At 65.4% G+C, this 17,577-nt stretch carries 15 protein-coding genes; 9 read left to right on the top strand and 6 right to left on the bottom strand.

What is annotated here, in order from left to right; translation table 11 throughout:
* Positions 1 to 57: 57 nt before the first annotated feature.
* The 3 genes from PQU89_RS02850 to PQU89_RS02840 form a co-directional block, all read right to left on the bottom strand.
* Positions 58 to 1,245, bottom strand: a complete 1,188-nt coding sequence (locus PQU89_RS02850) for a GGDEF domain-containing protein (protein ID WP_272764521.1) — start codon at positions 1,243 to 1,245, stop codon at positions 58 to 60.
* 178 nt (positions 1,246 to 1,423) lie between these two features.
* A complete protein-coding gene (gene alr, locus PQU89_RS02845) occupies positions 1,424 to 2,494 on the bottom strand; it encodes an alanine racemase (RefSeq protein WP_272764520.1) in 1,071 nt (356 codons plus the stop codon).
* 8 nt (positions 2,495 to 2,502) lie between these two features.
* The gene (locus tag PQU89_RS02840) at positions 2,503 to 3,810 is read right to left on the bottom strand and encodes a D-amino acid dehydrogenase (RefSeq protein WP_272764519.1); all 1,308 of its coding nucleotides are present in this window, start codon (positions 3,808 to 3,810) and stop codon (positions 2,503 to 2,505) included.
* 173 nt (positions 3,811 to 3,983) lie between these two features.
* On the opposite strand from PQU89_RS02840, the gene PQU89_RS02835 reads away from it, so the two are divergent.
* Positions 3,984 to 4,481 carry an Lrp/AsnC ligand binding domain-containing protein gene (locus PQU89_RS02835; protein ID WP_272764518.1) on the top strand — a complete coding sequence of 166 codons (498 nt, stop codon included), beginning with the start codon at positions 3,984 to 3,986 and terminating at the stop codon, positions 4,479 to 4,481.
* A 109-nt stretch (positions 4,482 to 4,590) separates the two neighbouring features.
* Here PQU89_RS02835 and PQU89_RS02830 read toward each other — a convergent pair whose 3' ends face one another.
* From PQU89_RS02830 to PQU89_RS02820, 3 genes are all read right to left on the bottom strand, one after another.
* Positions 4,591 to 5,733: an acyl-CoA dehydrogenase family protein gene (locus PQU89_RS02830; protein ID WP_272764517.1), complete on the bottom strand. Its 1,143-nt coding sequence runs from the start codon at positions 5,731 to 5,733 to the stop codon at positions 4,591 to 4,593.
* Positions 5,734 to 5,743: 10 nt separating this feature from the next.
* On the bottom strand, positions 5,744 to 6,931 hold the full coding sequence (locus tag PQU89_RS02825; RefSeq protein WP_441372803.1) for an acetyl-CoA C-acyltransferase: 1,188 nt from the start codon (positions 6,929 to 6,931) through the stop codon (positions 5,744 to 5,746).
* A 108-nt stretch (positions 6,932 to 7,039) separates the two neighbouring features.
* Positions 7,040 to 7,447, bottom strand: coding sequence for a MerR family transcriptional regulator (locus PQU89_RS02820; protein WP_120811183.1), 408 nt, complete (start codon positions 7,445 to 7,447; stop codon positions 7,040 to 7,042).
* A 211-nt stretch (positions 7,448 to 7,658) separates the two neighbouring features.
* On the opposite strand from PQU89_RS02820, the gene PQU89_RS02815 reads away from it, so the two are divergent.
* The 8 genes from PQU89_RS02815 to PQU89_RS02780 all read left to right on the top strand — a co-directional run bounded on the left by PQU89_RS02815 (position 7,659) and on the right by PQU89_RS02780 (position 17,338).
* Positions 7,659 to 8,507, top strand: coding sequence for a 3-hydroxybutyryl-CoA dehydrogenase (locus tag PQU89_RS02815; protein WP_272764516.1), 849 nt, complete (start codon positions 7,659 to 7,661; stop codon positions 8,505 to 8,507).
* Between the two features lie 305 nt (positions 8,508 to 8,812).
* On the top strand, positions 8,813 to 10,795 hold the full coding sequence (locus PQU89_RS02810; RefSeq protein ID WP_272764515.1) for an AMP-binding protein: 1,983 nt from the start codon (positions 8,813 to 8,815) through the stop codon (positions 10,793 to 10,795).
* Positions 10,792 to 11,580, top strand: a complete 789-nt coding sequence (locus PQU89_RS02805; RefSeq protein WP_047965980.1) for an ABC transporter ATP-binding protein — start codon at positions 10,792 to 10,794, stop codon at positions 11,578 to 11,580. Before PQU89_RS02810 ends, PQU89_RS02805 begins: the two co-directional genes overlap by 4 nt.
* Before the next feature lie 202 nt (positions 11,581 to 11,782).
* A complete protein-coding gene (locus PQU89_RS02800; protein ID WP_047965979.1) occupies positions 11,783 to 12,670 on the top strand; it encodes a branched-chain amino acid ABC transporter permease in 888 nt (295 codons plus the stop codon).
* Between the two features lie 3 nt (positions 12,671 to 12,673).
* On the top strand, positions 12,674 to 13,738 hold the full coding sequence (locus tag PQU89_RS02795; RefSeq protein ID WP_272764514.1) for a branched-chain amino acid ABC transporter permease: 1,065 nt from the start codon (positions 12,674 to 12,676) through the stop codon (positions 13,736 to 13,738).
* A 99-nt stretch (positions 13,739 to 13,837) separates the two neighbouring features.
* Positions 13,838 to 15,145 (top strand): ABC transporter substrate-binding protein, encoded by a 1,308-nt coding sequence (locus tag PQU89_RS02790; RefSeq protein WP_272764513.1) that lies wholly within the window; start codon positions 13,838 to 13,840, stop codon positions 15,143 to 15,145.
* Positions 15,146 to 15,248: 103 nt separating this feature from the next.
* Positions 15,249 to 16,067, top strand: a complete 819-nt coding sequence (locus tag PQU89_RS02785) for an ABC transporter ATP-binding protein (RefSeq protein ID WP_272757756.1) — start codon at positions 15,249 to 15,251, stop codon at positions 16,065 to 16,067.
* Between the two features lie 35 nt (positions 16,068 to 16,102).
* Positions 16,103 to 17,338 (top strand): phenylacetate--CoA ligase family protein, encoded by a 1,236-nt coding sequence (locus PQU89_RS02780; RefSeq protein WP_272764512.1) that lies wholly within the window; start codon positions 16,103 to 16,105, stop codon positions 17,336 to 17,338.
* Positions 17,339 to 17,577: the final 239 nt, after the last annotated feature.

The raw sequence follows: 17,577 nt of genomic DNA, 5'->3' as shown, positions 1-17,577 counted from the left end.
CGCCGGCCCAAAGCAAACGCCCCCGCATGCGGGGGCGTTGTCGTGACAGCCGGCGACTCAGGCCAGGGCCGGCTGCAGGTTCGGCGCCGGCTCGCTGCCGGCGATGACGCGGTTGCGGCCCTGCTGCTTGGCGGCGTACATGCGCTGGTCGGCGATCTCGATCAGCTGACGCCAGTCGTTACACCCCTCCTCCAGCATGTCGGCGACGCCGATGCTGGCGGTCAGCGGTGTCTGGTCCGGCCGCAGGCCGAAGCCGTTGCGACGCAGGCGCTGCAAGGCGTGCATCGCCTGGCGGCAATCGATGTTCGGCAGCAGCAGCAGGAATTCCTCGCCGCCCCAGCGCACCAGCACGTCGCCCTTGCGCAGGCCTTGGGTCAGCGTCTGCGCAAACTGCTTCAACATGACATCGCCCTGCTGGTGGCCGAACTGGTCGTTGATCGCCTTGAAATGGTCGATGTCGATGAACGCCACCGAAAACGGGCTGCCGCTGCGACTGGCCAGAATGAACTGCAACTCCAGCACCTCCTCGCCGCTGCGGCGCGAAAAGGCACCGGTCAGCGGATCGCGCACCGCCTGCTGCACCAGCGCGATCATGAACGCCAACTGGCAGACACCGGCCAGTGCCGCCACGCCGGCGATCAGCCCCTGCAGCCAGAACGCGCCCCAGAACGACGGCCAGTCCACCACCGAGAACTGGAAATAGCCGGCGGTGACGTGCGCCACCAGGATCGGCGCGGCGAAGATCACGCTCTCCAGCAGCGTCAGCGGGAAAATGGCGAAACCGGCCAGCAGGATGAACGGCAGGAAGGCGTAACCGGTGCCGACCGCGGCCGAGGCGCCGGTGAGCTGGTAGTGCGTCAGCAGCACGTAGGACACCACGTAGAACAGCGTGGGGATGGCAAACAGCATCGCCATGCCGCGCCAGGCGTTGAACAGCGTCACCTCCGGCCGGTAGCAGTAGACGATGAAGGCGAAACAGCCGGTGGCGCCCAGCCGCAGCAGCGCCAGTTGCCATGCCAGCGGATTGGGCAGCACCAGCAGGTCGACGAACATCCACAGAGGGGTCAGCACCGCAAACAGGCTGGCAAACAGGCGCACCCGGTTCAGGATCATCTGAGCGCGACGATTGCTCATCAGCGGCATGTGATGCCGCGGCGTCACCAGCCAGCTGGCTTCGTTCGGGTTCAGCTCGCCGGGCAACAAGCCCAGCAGTTTGACCCAGGTCGTGGAATGGAAAATGGTCATTGGCTCCGCAAGCAGGCAGAAGACGTCGAGAAGCCATTATCATGACACAGGCGGCGCACTCGTTTGCCAAATATCAAGCCGCCGCCAGATTTCAGTTACATTTCGCGACATTGTCGCCAGCAAAAATGCCCGGCACGAGGCCGGGCATTTTTCAGGACAGGCACCGTGCCGGCCGCGTTCAGTCCAGATACTGCAAGTGCGCCCGCTTCACGTTGCACAGCAGCTCGTAGCTGATGGTACCGGCCTGGGCGGCCACGGCATTGACGCTGACCTGTTCGCCCCACAATTCCACCTCGCTGCCGATGCCGGCCTGCGGCAGGTCGGTCAGATCGATGGTGATCATGTCCATCGATACGCGGCCGATGATGCGGCTGAGCTGGCCATCGACCGCCACCGGGCTGCCGGTGGATGCCAGCCGCGGATAGCCGTCGGCATAACCGCCGGCGATCAGGCCGACGCGGGTCGGCCGCGTGGTGACAAAGCTGGCGCCGTAGCCGACCGGCTCACCGGCAGGCAATTCGCGCACGCCGAACACGCGGCTGGTGAGGCGCATCACCGGCTTGAGGCCAACGTTGGCCGCATGGCCGTCCGGCAGCGGCGTCGAACCGTACAGCATGATGCCGGGGCGGCCCCAGTCGCGGTGCGCACGCTCGTGGATCATGATGCCGGCGGAGTTGGCGACGCTGCTGTCGCCGGGCAGACCGGCGGTCGCGGCATCGAAGGCGGCCAGCTGCAGCGCGGTGGCGTCGCAGCCCGGCTCGTCGGCACGGGCGAAGTGCGTCATCTTGACGATGGCGTCGGCCTTGCCGCTGGCAGCCAGCCGCTGGTAGGCAGCGGCGTAGTCGGCGGGGAAGAAACCGGCGCGGTGCATGCCGGAATCCATCTTCAGCCACACGCGGTACGGCTTGTCGGCCGGCGTCGCCAGCAGCATGCCCAGCTGCTCGCGGTTCTGCACCACCAGCCACAGCCCGTGCGCCTGCACCTCGGCCAGCTCGGCCGCCTCGAACACGCCCTCCAGCAGCAGGATCGGGCCGCTGATGCCGCCAGCGCGCAGCTGCAGCGCCTCTTCCAGGCAGGCCACGGCAAAGCCGTCGGCGACGTCGGCCACCGCCTGCGCACAACGCACCGCGCCGTGACCGTAGGCGTTGGCCTTCACCACCGCCAGTGCGCGGCCGCCGTGCTGCTGGCGCGCCAGCAGGTAATTTTGACGAAAATGATCGAGACGGATGCTTGCAATCAACGGACGCATGATGTTCCTTACACGTTGGCCGCAAGCGGGCGCGCCATCGGCACCACCAGTGTCTCGCCGCCCTTGGCGTAACGCTGCATCGACAGGCCGTCGATCAGGATTTCAGGCTGCGTGCCGGTGATCAGGTCGGCCAGTACCTTGCCGGAGCCGGCGCTCATGGTCCAGCCCAGCGTGCCGTGACCGGTGTTCAGCGACAGGTTGGCAAAGCGGGTGCCGCCGATGATCGGCGTGCCGTCCGGCGTCATCGGACGCAGGCCGGTCCAGAATTCGGCACGCGACACGTCGCCGCCGTCCGGATACAGGTCGGTGACCACCATTTCCAGCGTGGCGCGGCGTTTCGGGTTCAAGCTCAGGTCGAAACCGGCCAGCTCGGCCATGCCGCCGACACGGATGCGATCGTCAAAGCGGGTGATGGCGATCTTGTAGGTCTCGTCCAGCACGGTGGATACCGGCGCGCCCTTGGCGTTAGTGATCGGCACCGTCAGCGAGTAGCCCTTGACCGGGTATACCGGGATGTCGATACCCAGCGCCTTCACCATCTCGCGCGAGTAGCTGCCGGTGGCCACCACGTAGTGGTCGGCGGTCAGCTGTTCGCCGTCGACGCGCACGGCGGTGATCTTGTCGCCGTAGTGCTCGATGGCCTCGATGCTCTTGCCCCACAGGAACTTGACGCCGATCGCCGCCGCCATTTCCGCCAGGTGCGAGGTGAACAGCTGGCAATCGCCAGTGTCGTCGTTCGGCAGGCGCAGGCCGCCCTTCAGCTTGTGCTTGGTCTTTTTCAGCGCCGGCTCGACACGGGCACAGCCGTCGGCATCCAGCACCTGGTACTCCACGCCGCACTCCTTCAGCACCTCGATGTCCTTGCCCATCGCATCCACCTGCTGCTGGCTGCGGAACAGCTGCAGCGTGCCACCGGTGCGGCCTTCGAAGTTGAGGCCGGTCTCGGCCGTAAGCTCGCGGATCTTGTCGCGGCTGTACTCGGCCAGGCGCATCATGCGGCCCTTGTTGATGTTGTAATCCTGGTAGTTGCAGTTGGCGAACATGCGCGCCATCCACTCCCACTGGTAGGTGCTGCCATCGACACGGATCGCCAGCGGCGCGTGCTTCTGGAACAGCCACTTGGCCGCCTTCAGCGGGATGCCAGGCGCCGCCCACGGTGCGGCATAGCCCGGAGAGATCTGGCCGGCGTTGGCAAAGCTGGTTTCCAGCGCCGGGCCGGGCTGACGCTCGATCACCGTCACCTCCACGCCTGCCTTTGCCAAATACCATGCGGTCGAAATACCGATAACGCCGCCGCCAAGCACGATTACTTTCATGATCTCTCCTGCCAGTTATGCTGTCTTGATCAGGCCGGAGCCTGTTTTTCCCGGATCCAAAAGCGCATTTGCACTTTCAGTGAATTTGCGTAGTATATTGATTGCAAGACAGTTTTTTCAACTTAGTTACAGCTAAACGGCAGTCAACTTACCTGTTAATCGGTGGTTATTTAGTGAAAACGCAGCGCAGCAATCTGAACCTGTCCCGCCAGCTGGACCGCATCGACCGCAAGATCCTTTTGCACCTGCAGGAAAACGGCCGCATCGCCATGACCGAGCTGGCGGAAAAAGTCGGCCTCTCCACCACGCCGTGCACCGAGCGCGTGCGCCGGCTGGAGCGTGAAGGCGTAATTGAAGGCTATCACGCGAAACTGAACCCGCAAGCGCTGGGTGCCAGCCTGCTGGTCTTCGTCGAGATCAAGCTGTCGGCCAAGTCCGGCGACATTTTCGACGCCTTCCGCCGCGAGGTGCAGAAGCTGCCGGACGTGCTGGAATGCCACCTGGTATCCGGCGAGTACGACTACCTGTTAAAGGTGCGGCTGCCGGACATGTCGATGTACCGCAACATCCTCGGCGACATCCTGCTGAAGCTGCCGCAGGCCAACGAGTCGCGCAGCTATGTGGTGATGGAGGAAGTGAAGGAAACCGGCATCCTGCCGATCACGCTCTAGCCCCCCAGCGCGCGGCAGCGGCCGCAAGGTTGGCCGCAAGCGGCGGACTGCCATAAAAAAGGCCGCAGCATGTGCTGCGGCCAACCCTAACAACGACCCACTCAAAAAATCAGCGTACTTCGTCCTCCAGCGCGCGGGCGATCACCAGCTTCTGCACGTCGGAAGTCCCTTCGTAGATCTGCGCCACGCGCACGTCGCGGTAGATGCGCTCCAGCGGGTAATCGGACAGGTAGCCGTAACCGCCCAGCGTCTGGATCGCCGCCGAGCACACCGCCTCGGCCATCTCGGAGGCCACCAGCTTGGCCATGCTCGATTCCTTCAGGCACGGCTTGCCGGCATCCTTCAGCGCCGCGGCGTGCCGCACCAGCTGTCGCGCCGCTTCCAGCCGCGCCGCCGCTTCCGCCAGGCGGAAACCGACCGCCTGGTGGCGGATGATGGCCTGGCCAAAGGTCTGGCGCTCGGTGGCGTAGCGGGTGGCAAACTCCAGTGCCGCGCGCGCCATGCCCAGACACTGCGCGGCGATGCCGATGCGGCCGGATTCCAGATTGGCCAGCGCGATGCGGTAGCCCTCGCCTTCCTTACCCAACAGATGACTGGCCGGCACGTGCACGTTGTCGAACACGATCTGGCAAGTGTCGGACGCATGCTGCCCCATCTTGTCTTCCACCTTGGCCACGGTGTAGCCAGCGGCGGCGGTCGGCACCAGGAAGGCACTGATGCCCTTCTTGCCGGCGGCCGGATCGGTGACCGCGAACACGATGGCGACATCGGCGTGCTTGCCGTTGGTAATGAACTGCTTGACGCCGTTGATCACGTAGTCGTCGCCGTCGCGCACCGCACGGCTGCGCAGCGCGGCGGCGTCGGAGCCGGCATCCGGCTCGGTAAGGCAGAACGCCGAGATCCACTCGCCGCGCGCAATCGGGCGCAGGAAGGTGTCCTTCTGCCAGTCGTTGCCGAAGCGCTCGATCGGGCCGCAACCCACCGAATTGATCACCGAGATGATGGTGGATAGCGCGCCGTCGCTGGCGGCGATCTCCTCGATCACCGCGGCCAACGTTACGTAGTCGAAACCGGCGCCGTCCCACTGCGGCGCCACGGTCAGGCCGAAGCAGCCCAGCTCGCCCAGCCCCCGCAGTGCCTGCCGCGGAAAGCTGTGGCTCTTGTCCCATTCAGCGGCGTGCGGGGCGATTTCGCCCTGCACAAAGTCGCGCACCGCATCAACCACCTGTTCCTGTTCTGTCGTCAGCAGCATGGCCCGCCCCCTACACCAATTCCAGCGCCAGCGCGGTGGCTTCGCCGCCGCCGATGCACAGGCTGGCGACACCGCGCTTCAGCCCGCGCGCCTGCAGCGCCGCGATCAGCGTCACCACGATGCGCGCACCGCTGGCGCCGATCGGGTGCCCCAGCGCGCAGGCGCCGCCGTTGACGTTGACCTTGGCGTGCGGCAGGCCGAGATCGTGCATCGCCGCCATGGTCACCACCGCAAACGCCTCGTTGATCTCGAACAGGTCGACGTCGTCCACCGTCCAGCCGGCCTTGGCCAGCAGTTTCTGCATCGCGCCCACCGGTGCGGTGGAGAACCAGGCCGGCTCGTGCGCGTGGGTGCTGTGGCCAACGATGCGTGCCAGCGGCGTCAGGCCGCGGGCGGCGGCTTCGCTCTCGCGCATCAGTACCAGCGCCGCGGCACCATCGGAGATGGAGCTGGCGTTGGCCGGCGTCACCGTGCCGTCCTTCTTGAACGCCGGTTTCAGCGTCGGAATTTTGTCCAGGTTGGCTTTCAGCGGCTGCTCGTCCTCGGCCACCACTTCCTCGCCCTTGCGGCCAACCACGGTCACCGCCGCGATCTCGCTCTTGAACGCACCGCTGGTGATCGCGTGCTGGGCACGGGTCAGCGAGGCGATCGCGTAGTCGTCCTGTGCCGCGCGGCTGAAGCCGTACTTCTCCGCGCACAGCTCGGCGAACACACCCATCAGCTTGCCCTTGTCGTAGGCGTCTTCCAGGCCGTCGAGGAACATGTGATCTTTCAGCTCGCCGTGACCGAGACGCAGGCCGCCACGCGCTTTGGGGATGATGTAGGGCGCGTTGCTCATGCTTTCCATGCCGCCGGCCACCATCACCGTATTGCTGCCCGCCTTGAGCAGGTCGTGCGCCAGCATCAGCGCCTTCATGCCGGAGCCGCACATCTTATTGATGGTGGTGGCCCCCGCCGCCAGCGGCAGGCCGCCCTTGATCGCCGCCTGGCGCGCCGGGGCCTGGCCCTGACCGGCCGGCAGCACGCAGCCCATGATCACTTCTTCCACCGCTTCCGGTGCCACACCGGCGCGTTCCACCGCGGCGCGGATCGCCACCGCGCCCAGCTCGCTGGAGCTCTGGCCGGACAGGCTGCCCTGGAAACCGCCCATCGCGGTGCGCGCCATTCCGACAATCACAATTGCATCGTTCTGCATCATCCGGTTCCTCTGCGGTGAAATATACGTTTACGTTAACGTAAACTAACCACAAAAAACAAGCCGCATCGCAGCGGCTGTGGCACAAACACAAAAACCGGCCGGTGCCGGCTACAGATCGGGCAGACCGCCGGTGCGCTTTTCCATCCACTGCTCGCACTGGCCGCGCAGCTGGCCGATTTCCTTCAACACCAACTGGATGTCGTCCAGCTGCTGCAACAGCTGCCGCTCGCGCCGCGACAGGATGTCGACGAATTTCATCAGCTGCGGCTCATCGGTGTTGGCCGCATCGTACAGCTCGAACAACTCGCGGATCTCCTGCAGCGACAGGCCGATGCGCTTGCCGCGCAGCGTCAGCATCAGCCGCACCCGATCCCGCCGCGAATAGATGCGACGCTGCCCCTTGCGTTCCGGCGTCAGCAGGCCCTCGGCCTCGTAAAATCGGATCGCCCGGGTGGTGACATCGAACTCCTGCGCCAACTCGGAAATGCTGAATGTACGATCAGCAGTGACAACCACGGCAACCCCCTTGCTTAACGGTCCAGATAATCGGCTCTTGTCGGCCACCCGCAATTGTAATACGGCCGGCCCCTGCCGGACATCCGGCAACGCCCTGCGCCGGCAACAAAGCACGCCGCCAGCGCCACACTTCCGTGCCCTTGCTATCACTTTAGTTGACGTTAACGTAAACTGGAAATAATTTTAGAGCACCCCAACCAGGAGAACAGCTATGGAATTCAAGCAGATTGGCGTCATCGGCGCCGGCACCATGGGCAACGGCATTGCCCAGGTCTTTGCCCAGGCCGGCTTTAGCGTGGTGATGGCCGACGTCAGCGATGCCGCCGTGGCGCGCGGCCTCGCCAGCATCGGCAGCAGCCTCGCGCGACTGGTGAAAAAAGGCGTGCAGACCGAGGCCGGCGCCGGCGAAGTACTGGCGCGCATCCACGGCCGCACCGGCCTCGCCGCACTCGGCGACTGCCAGCTGGTGATCGAGGCCGCCACCGAAAACGCCGCCATCAAGGAGCAGATCTTCCGCGAGCTGGCCGGCATCGTCGGCCCCAACACCATCCTCGCCAGCAACACCTCGTCGATCTCGCTGACCACCATCGCCGCCTGGGTACCGCAGCCGCAACGGGTGATCGGCATGCACTTCATGAACCCGGTGCCGCTGATGCAGCTGGTGGAAATCATCCGCGCGCTGCAAACCGACGACGCCACCCACGCCGCCATCCACGCACTGAGCCTGCAGCTGGGCAAGACGCCGGTGACGGTGAAGGACGGCCCCGGCTTTGTCTCCAACCGCGTGCTGATGCCAATGATCAACGAGGCCGCCTTCGTGCTGTACGAAAACCTGGCCACCGCCGAGGACATCGACACCGTGATGAAGCTGGGCATGAACCACCCGATCGGCCCGCTGGCGCTGGCCGACCTGATCGGGCTGGACACCTGCCTGTCCATCATGGACATCCTGCACCGCGAGTTCCGCGACTCGAAATACCGCGCCTGCCCGCTGCTGGTACAGCTGGTCGCCGCCGGCCATCTCGGCCGCAAATCCGGCAAGGGCTTCTACGCCTACTGAGCCGATTTCCCAGCCAGATCAGACACTTCCGTCACGGCAGCGCCCGCCGCTGTGACGGAAGCACAACATGACGCAACGCAGTAAACCCGTCGTTCATAAAAACCCTTTGCATAAAACCGAGCGCTTGCTTTAGCTTAGTCACACAAAGTTGACGTTTACGTCAACGCAAAGGCCACAAGCCTTCCGCATTCCCACTGGCCACAAGCCTGTCTGATTTTACCCGGCTTCACCCCCGCCCGTTCCCGGGCCACGCACCACCCGTGGCAGCCTGCTGCCGCCCCAAAAACACAAGAGGAGACACGAGAATGGCCAAGCCTGAAACTGTCCGCCCCGTCATTGAGCATGGCCACACGGCAGACACGTTCCCCAAGCTGCTGCTGGCCCATGCCCAGCAACGTGGCGCGCGCCCGGCAATGCGTGAGAAAGACCTCGGCATCTGGCAGACCTGGAGCTGGCAGGAAGTGGCGGCCGAAGTGCGCGCCCTCGCCCTCGGCCTTGCCAGCAAAGGCTTCAAGCGCGGCGACCGTCTGGCCGTGATCGGCGACAACCGCCCGCGCCTGTACATGGCGATCATGGCGGCGCAGTGTCTGGGCGGCGTGCCGGTGCCGCTGTACCAGGATTCGGCGGCGGAAGAAATGGTGTTCGTGCTGTCCGATGCCGAAGTGGCGATGGCGGTGGTCGAGGACCAGGAACAGGTCGACAAGCTGCTGGAAATCCGCGACCGCCTGCCGACGCTGCAGGCCATCGTCTACGACGACGCGCGCGGCCTGCGCCACTACCAGCACAGCGGCCTGTACGACATCGCCGAAATCCTCGGCGCCGGCCGCGTGCAGCACGACGAGCACCCGCTGCTGTTCCAGAACATGGTTGATCTGGGCCGCGGCGGCGATCCGGCGATCATGCTGTACACCTCCGGCACCACCGGCAATCCCAAGGGCGTGCTGCACACCAACGACAGCATGATCATCACCGCGCGCAATGCGGCCAACCTTGAAGGCCTCACCGAGCACGAGGAAGTGCTGGCCTACCTGCCGATGGCGTGGGTCGGCGACAACCTGTTCTCCTACGCACAATCGATGGTCACCGGCTTCTGCGTGTCCTGCCCCGAGTCCAGCGACACGGTGATGACCGACATGCGCGAGATCGGGCCGACCTACTACTTCGCCCCGCCGCGCGTGTACGAAAACCTGCTGACCCAGGTGATGATCCGCATGGAAGACGCCGGCCGCATCAAGTACCAGATGTTCCACTACTTCATGGACCACGCCCGCCGCGTCGGCACCGCCATCCTGGAAGGCAAGCCGGTCGGCTTCTGGGACCGCGTCGGCTACAAGCTCGGCGAACTGCTGGTCTACGGCCCGGTGAAGAACGTGCTCGGCTTCACCCGCCTCAAGCTCGCCTATACCGCCGGCGAGGCCATCGGCCCCGAGCTGTTCGACTTCTACCGCGCCCTCGGCGTCAACATCAAGCAGCTGTACGGCCAGACCGAAGCCTACGTGATGGTGTGCGTGCACCCCAACGACAAGGTCAAGCCGGACACCGTCGGCGTGCCGGTACCGGGCGTGGAAGTGAAGATCGCCGACAGCGGCGAGGTGCTGTTCCGCGGCCCCGGTACCTTCCACAGCTACTGGAAGCGCGACGACGCCACCGCCGAGACGCGCAACAGCGAAGGCTGGGTGCACAGCGGCGATGCCGGCTTCTTCGACGAGGACGGCCACCTCAAGATCATCGACCGCGCCAAGGACGTTGGCCGCATGAACTGCGGCAGCCTGTTCGCACCGAAATACCTGGAAAACAAGCTGAAATTCTTCCAGCAGATCAAGGAAGTGGTCGCCTTCGGCGACGGCTGCGACTACGCCACAGCCTTCATCAACATCGACCTGATCGCCGTCGGCAACTGGGCGGAAAAGCGCGGCCTCGCCTACACCGGCTACACCGACCTCGCCGGCCAGGAGCCGGTGTACGAGCTGATCCGCGAGTGCATCGAGAAGATGAACGCCGACCTCGCTACCGACCCGCGGCTGGCCGGCAGCCAGATCAAGCGCTTCCTGATCCTGCACAAGGAGCTGGACGCCGACGACGGCGAGCTGACCCGCACCCGCAAGGTACGCCGCAAGTTCATCGCCGAGCGCTACGCGCCGTTGATCGCCGCCCTCAACAGCGACGAGCGCGACTGCACCATCGACGCACAGGTGAAGTTCGAGGACGGCCGCAGCGGCAATATCCGCGCCACGGTGAAAATCCGCGACGCCAAGACCTTCCCCGCCACCGCCAAGGAGGCCGCATGAACCCGCACCGCAAAATCGGCGACGTCATCCTGCAAGCCGAAGCCATCTCGCTGTCATTCGGCGGCGTCAAGGCGCTGACTAATATCAGCCTGGAAGTGCGCGAGCACGAAGTGCTGTCCATCATCGGCCCCAACGGCGCCGGCAAGAGCTCGATGCTGAACGTGATCAACGGCGTCTACCACCCGCAGCAGGGCCGCGTGATCTACCGCGGCGAGGCGCGCAGCAAGATGCGGCCGCACGAGGCGGCGCGTCAGGGCATCGCGCGCACCTTCCAGAACATCGCGCTGTTCAAGGGCATGAGCGTGCTGGACAACATCATGACCGGCCGTAACCTGAAGATGCGCTCCAACTTCATCCAGCAGGCGCTGTACTGGGGCCGCACCCAGCGCGAGGAAATCGCCAACCGCGAGCAGGTGGAAAAGATCATCGACTTCCTCGAAATCCAGCACATCCGCAAGACCCCGGTCGGGCGCCTGCCCTACGGCCTGCAAAAGCGCGTCGAGCTGGCGCGGGCGCTGGCCGCCGAGCCGACGCTGCTGCTCTTGGACGAGCCAATGGCCGGCATGAACGTGGAGGAAAAGCAGGACATGTGCCGCTTCATCCTCGACGTCAACGACGAGTTCGGCACCACCATCGTGCTGATCGAGCACGACATGGGGGTGGTGATGGACATCTCCGACCGCGTGGTGGTGCTCGACTACGGCAAGAAGATCGGCGACGGCACCCCGGACGAGATCCGCGGCAACGCCGACGTGATCGCCGCCTATCTCGGCACCTCCCACTAATCGCCGTTAGGGCACTTCGAAAAACCGTCGCGAGCCAGTCGAGTGCAAGGCGCAGCGCCCACAGCGACCGAGATAGTATAAGGCGTACAACGAGGGAGCGAGGACGATGCAACGCAGCAATCGGCTGGCGCAGCAGGTTTTTCGAGGTACCCGTTAACGCCGCGTGCGGCCAACGTTGGCCGCACGCGGCAAGGAGCAAGACATGGAATGGCAGTTTTTCCTTGAGGTGCTGGTGGGCGGCTTGCTCGCCGGCGTGATGTATTCGCTGGTGGCGCTGGGCTTCGTGCTGATCTACAAGGCCTCCGGCGTGTTCAACTTTGCGCAGGGCGCGATGGTGCTGTTTGCCGCGTTGTCCTTTGTCTCCATCCAGGCGATGGGCGTGCCGTTCTGGCTGGCGCTGCTGCTGACGCTGGCGCTGATGGTGCTGCTCGGCGTCGGTATCGAGCGGGTGGTGCTGCGGCCGCTGGTCAACCAGCCGCCGATCACGCTATTCATGGCCACCATCGGCCTGTCCTTCTTCCTCGAAGGGCTGGCTCAGATGGTGTGGGGCACCGACGTGCACGGCCTGGAACTGGGCATCGCCGACGAGCCGTTCGATGTCGGCGGCGTGTTCATCTCCAAGTTCGACCTGTTCGCCGCCGCGGTCGGCGGCACGCTAGTGGCGGCGCTGGCGCTGTTCTTCAGCAAGACCAAGCTGGGGCGCGCATTGCGCGCAGTGGCCGACGACCACCAGGCAGCGATGTCGGTCGGCATTCCGCTGAAGCACATCTGGGCCATCGTGTGGGGCGTCGCCGGTTTCGTGGCGCTGGTCGCCGGCCTGCTGTGGGGCTCGCGCCTCGGCGTGCAGTTCGCGCTGACGCTGGTGGTGCTGAAGGCGCTGCCGGTGCTGATCCTCGGCGGCTTCACCTCGGTGCCGGGCGCCATCATCGGCGGCCTGATCATCGGCGCCGGCGAGAAGCTGGCCGAGGTCTACCTGGGGCCGTTCGTCGGTGGCGGCATCGAGAACTGGTTCCCCTACATGCTGGCGCTGCTGTTCCTGCTGGTGCGTCCGGAAGGCCTGTTCGGCGAAAAACATATCGAGAGGGTGTAAACCATGTTCTACCGTGAATCGGGTCAGTTCAAGAGTTCCTACGCGGCGGACTCCGCCATCCTCACCATCGCCCAGGACCGGCTGTTCATCGCCGCCCTGCTCGCGCTCGCCTTCGTGGTGCTGCCGGGGCTGGGCAGCGACTACCTGCTGTCTGGCATCCTGATCCCGTTCCTGATCCTGTCGCTGGCGGCGCTGGGGCTGAACATCCTCACCGGTTACGCCGGGCAGCTGTCGCTGGGCTCGGCGGCGTTCATGGCGGTGGGCGCGTTTGCCACCTACAACTTCATGCTGCGCATGCCTGGCATGCCGCTGCTGCTCGCCATCTTCCTCGGCGGCCTGTCGGCGGCGCTGGTCGGTGTCGCCTTCGGCCTGCCGTCCCTGCGCATCAAGGGCTTCTACCTGGCGGTGGCGACGCTGGCGGCGCAGTTCTTCATCGAGTGGGTGTTCACCAAGTTCGGCTGGTTCACCAACTACAGCAGCTCCGGTGTGATCTCGGCACCGCCGATGCAGGTATTCGGCATCGCCATCGACACCCCGGCCAGCAAGTACCTGCTGACGCTGTCCATCGTGGCGCTGATGGCGCTGGCGGCGAAGAACATGGCCCGCGCCAGCATCGGCCGCGCCTGGATGGCGATTCGCGACATGGACGTCGCCGCCGAGGTGATCGGCATCCCGATGCTGCGCACCAAGCTGCTCGCCTTCGCCATCAGCTCCTTCTATTGCGGCGTGGCCGGCGCGCTGTACGCCTTCGTGCTGCTGGGCACCGTCGATGCGCAGGCCTTCGACCTGCACCGCTCCTTCCAGGTGCTGTTCATGATCATCGTCGGTGGCGTCGGCAGCATCCTCGGCTCCTTCCTCGGCGCCGCCTTCATCGTGCTGCTGCCGATCTGCCTCAACCTGCTCGGCCAGGCCTTCCACGACACCATCAGCACCCAGTTCCTCGCCAACCTGGAAATGATGCTGTTCGGCGGTCTGATCATCTTCTTCCTGATCGTCGAGCCGCACGGCCTCGCCCGGCTGTGGCAGATCGCCAAGGAAAAACTGCGCGTGTGGCCGTTCCCGCACTGACGCGCCCGGCAACGACCCAAAGGTTGGCCGCAAGGTCGCGGCCAGCCGAAGCATGACCCCAAGCAGCACCACAACAGAGAAAGACCAGGAGACATCACCATGAAGAAATCCGCTGTTGCCGTATCGCTCGCCCTGTTGACCGTTGCCAGTGTGGCCCAGGCCGCCGACCAGTTCATCCCGATCCCCAGCTACCGTGTCGGCGCCTACGCCTCCGGCGGGGCCAAGTTCTACGGCGGCATGATCGACTACCTCAACTACGTCAACCTGAAGGAAGGCGGCGTCGGCGGCGTCAAGCTCACCTACGAGGAGTGCGAGACCGAGTACAAGAACGACCGCGGCGTGGAATGCTACGAGCGTCTGAAAGCGAAGAACGGCGGCGCCTCGGCGTTCAACTTCATGTCCACCGGCATCACCTACGCCACCATGGATCGCGCCGAGAAGGACAAGATTCCGCTGATGACCATGGGCTTCGGCCGCGCCGACGCGCAGGACGGCCGCGCCTTCAAGTACGTGTTCCCGCTGATCACCAGCTACTGGAGCCAGGCCACTGCCAAGGTGCAGTTCCTCGGCCAGCGCGTCGGCGGCATGCAGAACCTGAAGGGCAAGAAGATCGTCAACCTGTACCACGGCTCCGCCTACGGCAAGGAAACCATCCCGGTGCTGGACGCGATGGCGAAGAAGTACGGCTTTGAACTGCAGCACGTGGAAGTGCCGGCGCCCGGCACCGAGCAGCAGTCGCAGTGGCTGGAAATCCGCCGCGCGCGTCCCGACTTCGTGCTGCTGCGCAGCTGGGGGGTGATGACGCCGGCGGCGCTGAAATCGGCGCAGAAGGTCGGCTTCCCGCGTGAAAACATCGTCGCCAACTGGTGGGGCGGCTCGGAAGAAGACGCCATCGCCGCCGGCGACGCCGCCAAGGGCTATATCGCCGGCAGCTTCGCGCTGGACGGCAAGCAGTTCCCGGTGATCCAGAACATCGAGAAGACCGTGTACGGCGCCGGCAAGGGCAACCTCTCCGACAAGGGCTTCATCGGTACCGTCAACTACAACCGCGGCGTGGTCAGCGGCATCCTGATGGTGGAGGCGATCCGCGCCGCGCAGAAGAAATACGGCGCCAAGACACTCAATGGCGACCAGATCCGCTGGGGCATGGAAAACCTCAACATCGACGCCAAGCGGCAGCAGGAACTGGGCGTGACCGACATGTTCCCGCAGGTGAAAACCAGCTGCCAGAACCACGAAGGCAGCGGCTACACCCGCTTCATGCAGTGGGACGGCAAGGACTGGAAACCGGTTTCCGGCTGGATCAAGGCCGACACCGGCGTCACCCTGCCGCTGATCAAGGCCTCGGTCGACAAGTACAGCCAGGAAAAGAGCATGAAGCTGCGTGACTGCGCCGCCGAGAAGTAATGCCGCCGGCACCGGCCGCGCCGCCGTGGCGCGCGCCGGCGCCTGCCGACCTCACTGCTGACCCGGCCGGGGTTCCGCCCCGGCCCTCACGGAGCCTACGCCCATGCAAGCCACCGCAACGCCTTACCTGCTGTCGGTCAACAACATCGAAGTGATCTACAACCACGTCATTCTGGTGCTCAAGGGCGTGTCGCTGGACGTGCCGGAAGGCCAGATCGTCGCCCTGCTCGGCGCCAACGGCGCCGGCAAGAGCACCACGCTGAAGGCGATCTCCAGCCTGCTGCGCTCCGAGCGCGGCGACATCACCAAGGGCACCATCGAATACCGCGGCCAGCGCATCGACAACGGCACCCCGGACCAGCTGGTGAAACAGGGCGTGATCCAGGTGATGGAAGGCCGCCACTGCTTCGGCCACCTCACCGTCGAGGAAAACCTGCTCACCGGCGCCTACACCCGCGCCATCAGCCGCAGCGAGATCAAGCTGGCGCTGGAGCGCATCTACCACTACTTCCCGCGACTGAAGACACGGCGCCAGAGTCAGGCCGGCTACACCAGCGGCGGCGAGCAGCAGATGGTCGCCATCGGCCGCGCGATGATGGCCGACCCGAAGATGATCCTGCTCGACGAGCCGTCGATGGGGCTGGCGCCGCAGATCGTCGAGGAGATCTTCGAGATCGTTCGCGAACTGAACCAGCAGGAAAACGTCAGCTTCCTGCTGGCGGAACAAAACACCAACGTCGCGCTGCGCTACGCCCACTACGGCTACATCCTGGAAAACGGCCGCGTGGTAATGGACGGCAGCGCCGACGAGCTGCGCAGCAACGAGGACGTGAAGGAGTTCTACCTCGGTCTCGGCGGCGAAGGCCGCAAGAGCTTCCGTGAGGTGAAGCACTACCGCCGCCGCAAACGCTGGCTGGCGTGACGCGCCCGCCCTCGCCGCCCCCGACAGGAGTCACCATGCCCTACCTCGACGCACTGGAAACCCGCGCCCCCGCCGCAAGGTTGGCCGCACAGCTGGCCGCGCTGCCGGCGCAGATCGCCCACGCCAAGGCGCACAGCGCCGCCTACGCCGCGCTGCTCGCCGACATCGAACCGGCCGACATCACCTCCTTGCAGGCGCTGGCCGGCCTGCCGCTGACACGCAAGTCGGCACTGATCGCCGCGCAACAAGCGGCGCCGCCGTTCGGCGGCTTCGCCGCGCTGGCGCCGGGACAGGCGGCACGGCTGTTCGCCTCGCCCGGCCCGATCTACGAGCCGCAGGGCCACGGCGACGACTTCTGGCGCCTCAGCCGCGCGCTGTACGCCGCCGGCGTGCGCGCCGGTGACTTGGTGCACAACGCCTTTTCCTACCACTTCACCCCCGGCGGCTTCATGCTCGACGCCGGCGCCCGCGCGCTGGGCTGCGCGGTGTTCCCCGCCGGCCCCGGCCAGACCGAACTGCAGGTGGCGGCGCTGCGCGATCTCGGCGCCAGCACCTACACCGGCACGCCGTCATTCCTGAAGCTGATTCTGGAAAAGGCCGACCAGCTCGGCGTCGCGCTGCCGCATCTCAACAAGGCGCTGGTCAGCGGCGAGGCGTTGCCGGCCAGCCTGCGCGCCTGGTTCGCCGCGCGCGGCATCAGCGTACTGCAGTGCTACGCCACCGCCGACCTCGGCCTGATCGCCTACGAAACCGCACCGGATCAGGGCATGGTCATCGACGAGGGCGTGCTGCTGGAGATCGTGCGCCCCGGTAGCGGCGAGCCGGTGCCGGCCGGCGAGATCGGCGAGGTGGTGGTCACCAGCTTCAACCGCGACTATCCGCTGCTGCGCTTTGCCACCGGCGACCTGTCGGCGCTGATCGACACCCCGTCGCCGTGCGGGCGCAGCAACCAGCGCATACGTGGCTGGCTCGGTCGCGCCGACCAGAGCACCAAGATCAAGGGCATGTTCGTGCACCCGGAACAGGTACACGCGGTGACACAGCGCCACCCGGCGGTGCGGCGTGCACGGCTGGTGGTGACGCAGCATGAGCAGCTCGACGTGATGACGCTGCACGCCGAGGTCGGTGATCAGCACGACAGCAGCCTTGCGGCCAACCTTGCCGCCAGCCTGCGCGAGGTGTGCAAGCTGCGCGGCGAGGTGGTGCTGTGCGCCCCCGGCAGCCTGCCCGCCGACGGCAAGGTCATCGCCGACGAGCGCAGCCTGGCCTGAACGCCGCACCGGGCCGGGTCGGCGGCCGCACTTTCGCCGCCGGCGGCGGTCTATGCAGACAGATGACCGGCAATACCAACCGCCGCCTGTACCCGCCACGCAACAGCATAGCCACACGGTTTGCGCTGCTTGTATTGCGCCCTCAAAAAAACCAAGCGCTTGCTCTAAATTGAGATTAAATTGACGTTTACGTCAACGTGCACTAATTATCTAACACCACGGCCGCCAGCCGCACGCGC

Origin of the sequence: Vogesella indigofera (assembly GCF_028548395.1) — a bacterium.
GTDB classification, from domain to species: domain Bacteria; phylum Pseudomonadota; class Gammaproteobacteria; order Burkholderiales; family Chromobacteriaceae; genus Vogesella; species Vogesella indigofera_A.
The sequence above is the reverse complement of the archived record's forward strand: the minus strand, read 5'-3'. Positions and strand labels throughout refer to the sequence as shown.

Coding starts and splice junctions, on each gene's coding strand:
- PQU89_RS02850 (WP_272764521.1), bottom strand. CDS start 1,245: ATGACCATTTTCCATTCCACGACCTGGGTCAAACTGCTGGGCTTGTTG.
- alr (WP_272764520.1), bottom strand. CDS start 2,494: ATGCGTCCGTTGATTGCAAGCATCCGTCTCGATCATTTTCGTCAAAAT.
- PQU89_RS02840 (WP_272764519.1), bottom strand. CDS start 3,810: ATGAAAGTAATCGTGCTTGGCGGCGGCGTTATCGGTATTTCGACCGCA.
- PQU89_RS02830 (WP_272764517.1), bottom strand. CDS start 5,733: ATGCTGCTGACGACAGAACAGGAACAGGTGGTTGATGCGGTGCGCGAC.
- PQU89_RS02825 (WP_441372803.1), bottom strand. CDS start 6,931: ATGATGCAGAACGATGCAATTGTGATTGTCGGAATGGCGCGCACCGCG.
- PQU89_RS02815 (WP_272764516.1), top strand. CDS start 7,659: ATGGAATTCAAGCAGATTGGCGTCATCGGCGCCGGCACCATGGGCAAC.
- PQU89_RS02810 (WP_272764515.1), top strand. CDS start 8,813: ATGGCCAAGCCTGAAACTGTCCGCCCCGTCATTGAGCATGGCCACACG.
- PQU89_RS02805 (WP_047965980.1), top strand. CDS start 10,792: ATGAACCCGCACCGCAAAATCGGCGACGTCATCCTGCAAGCCGAAGCC.
- PQU89_RS02800 (WP_047965979.1), top strand. CDS start 11,783: ATGGAATGGCAGTTTTTCCTTGAGGTGCTGGTGGGCGGCTTGCTCGCC.
- PQU89_RS02795 (WP_272764514.1), top strand. CDS start 12,674: ATGTTCTACCGTGAATCGGGTCAGTTCAAGAGTTCCTACGCGGCGGAC.
- PQU89_RS02790 (WP_272764513.1), top strand. CDS start 13,838: ATGAAGAAATCCGCTGTTGCCGTATCGCTCGCCCTGTTGACCGTTGCC.
- PQU89_RS02785 (WP_272757756.1), top strand. CDS start 15,249: ATGCAAGCCACCGCAACGCCTTACCTGCTGTCGGTCAACAACATCGAA.
- PQU89_RS02780 (WP_272764512.1), top strand. CDS start 16,103: ATGCCCTACCTCGACGCACTGGAAACCCGCGCCCCCGCCGCAAGGTTG.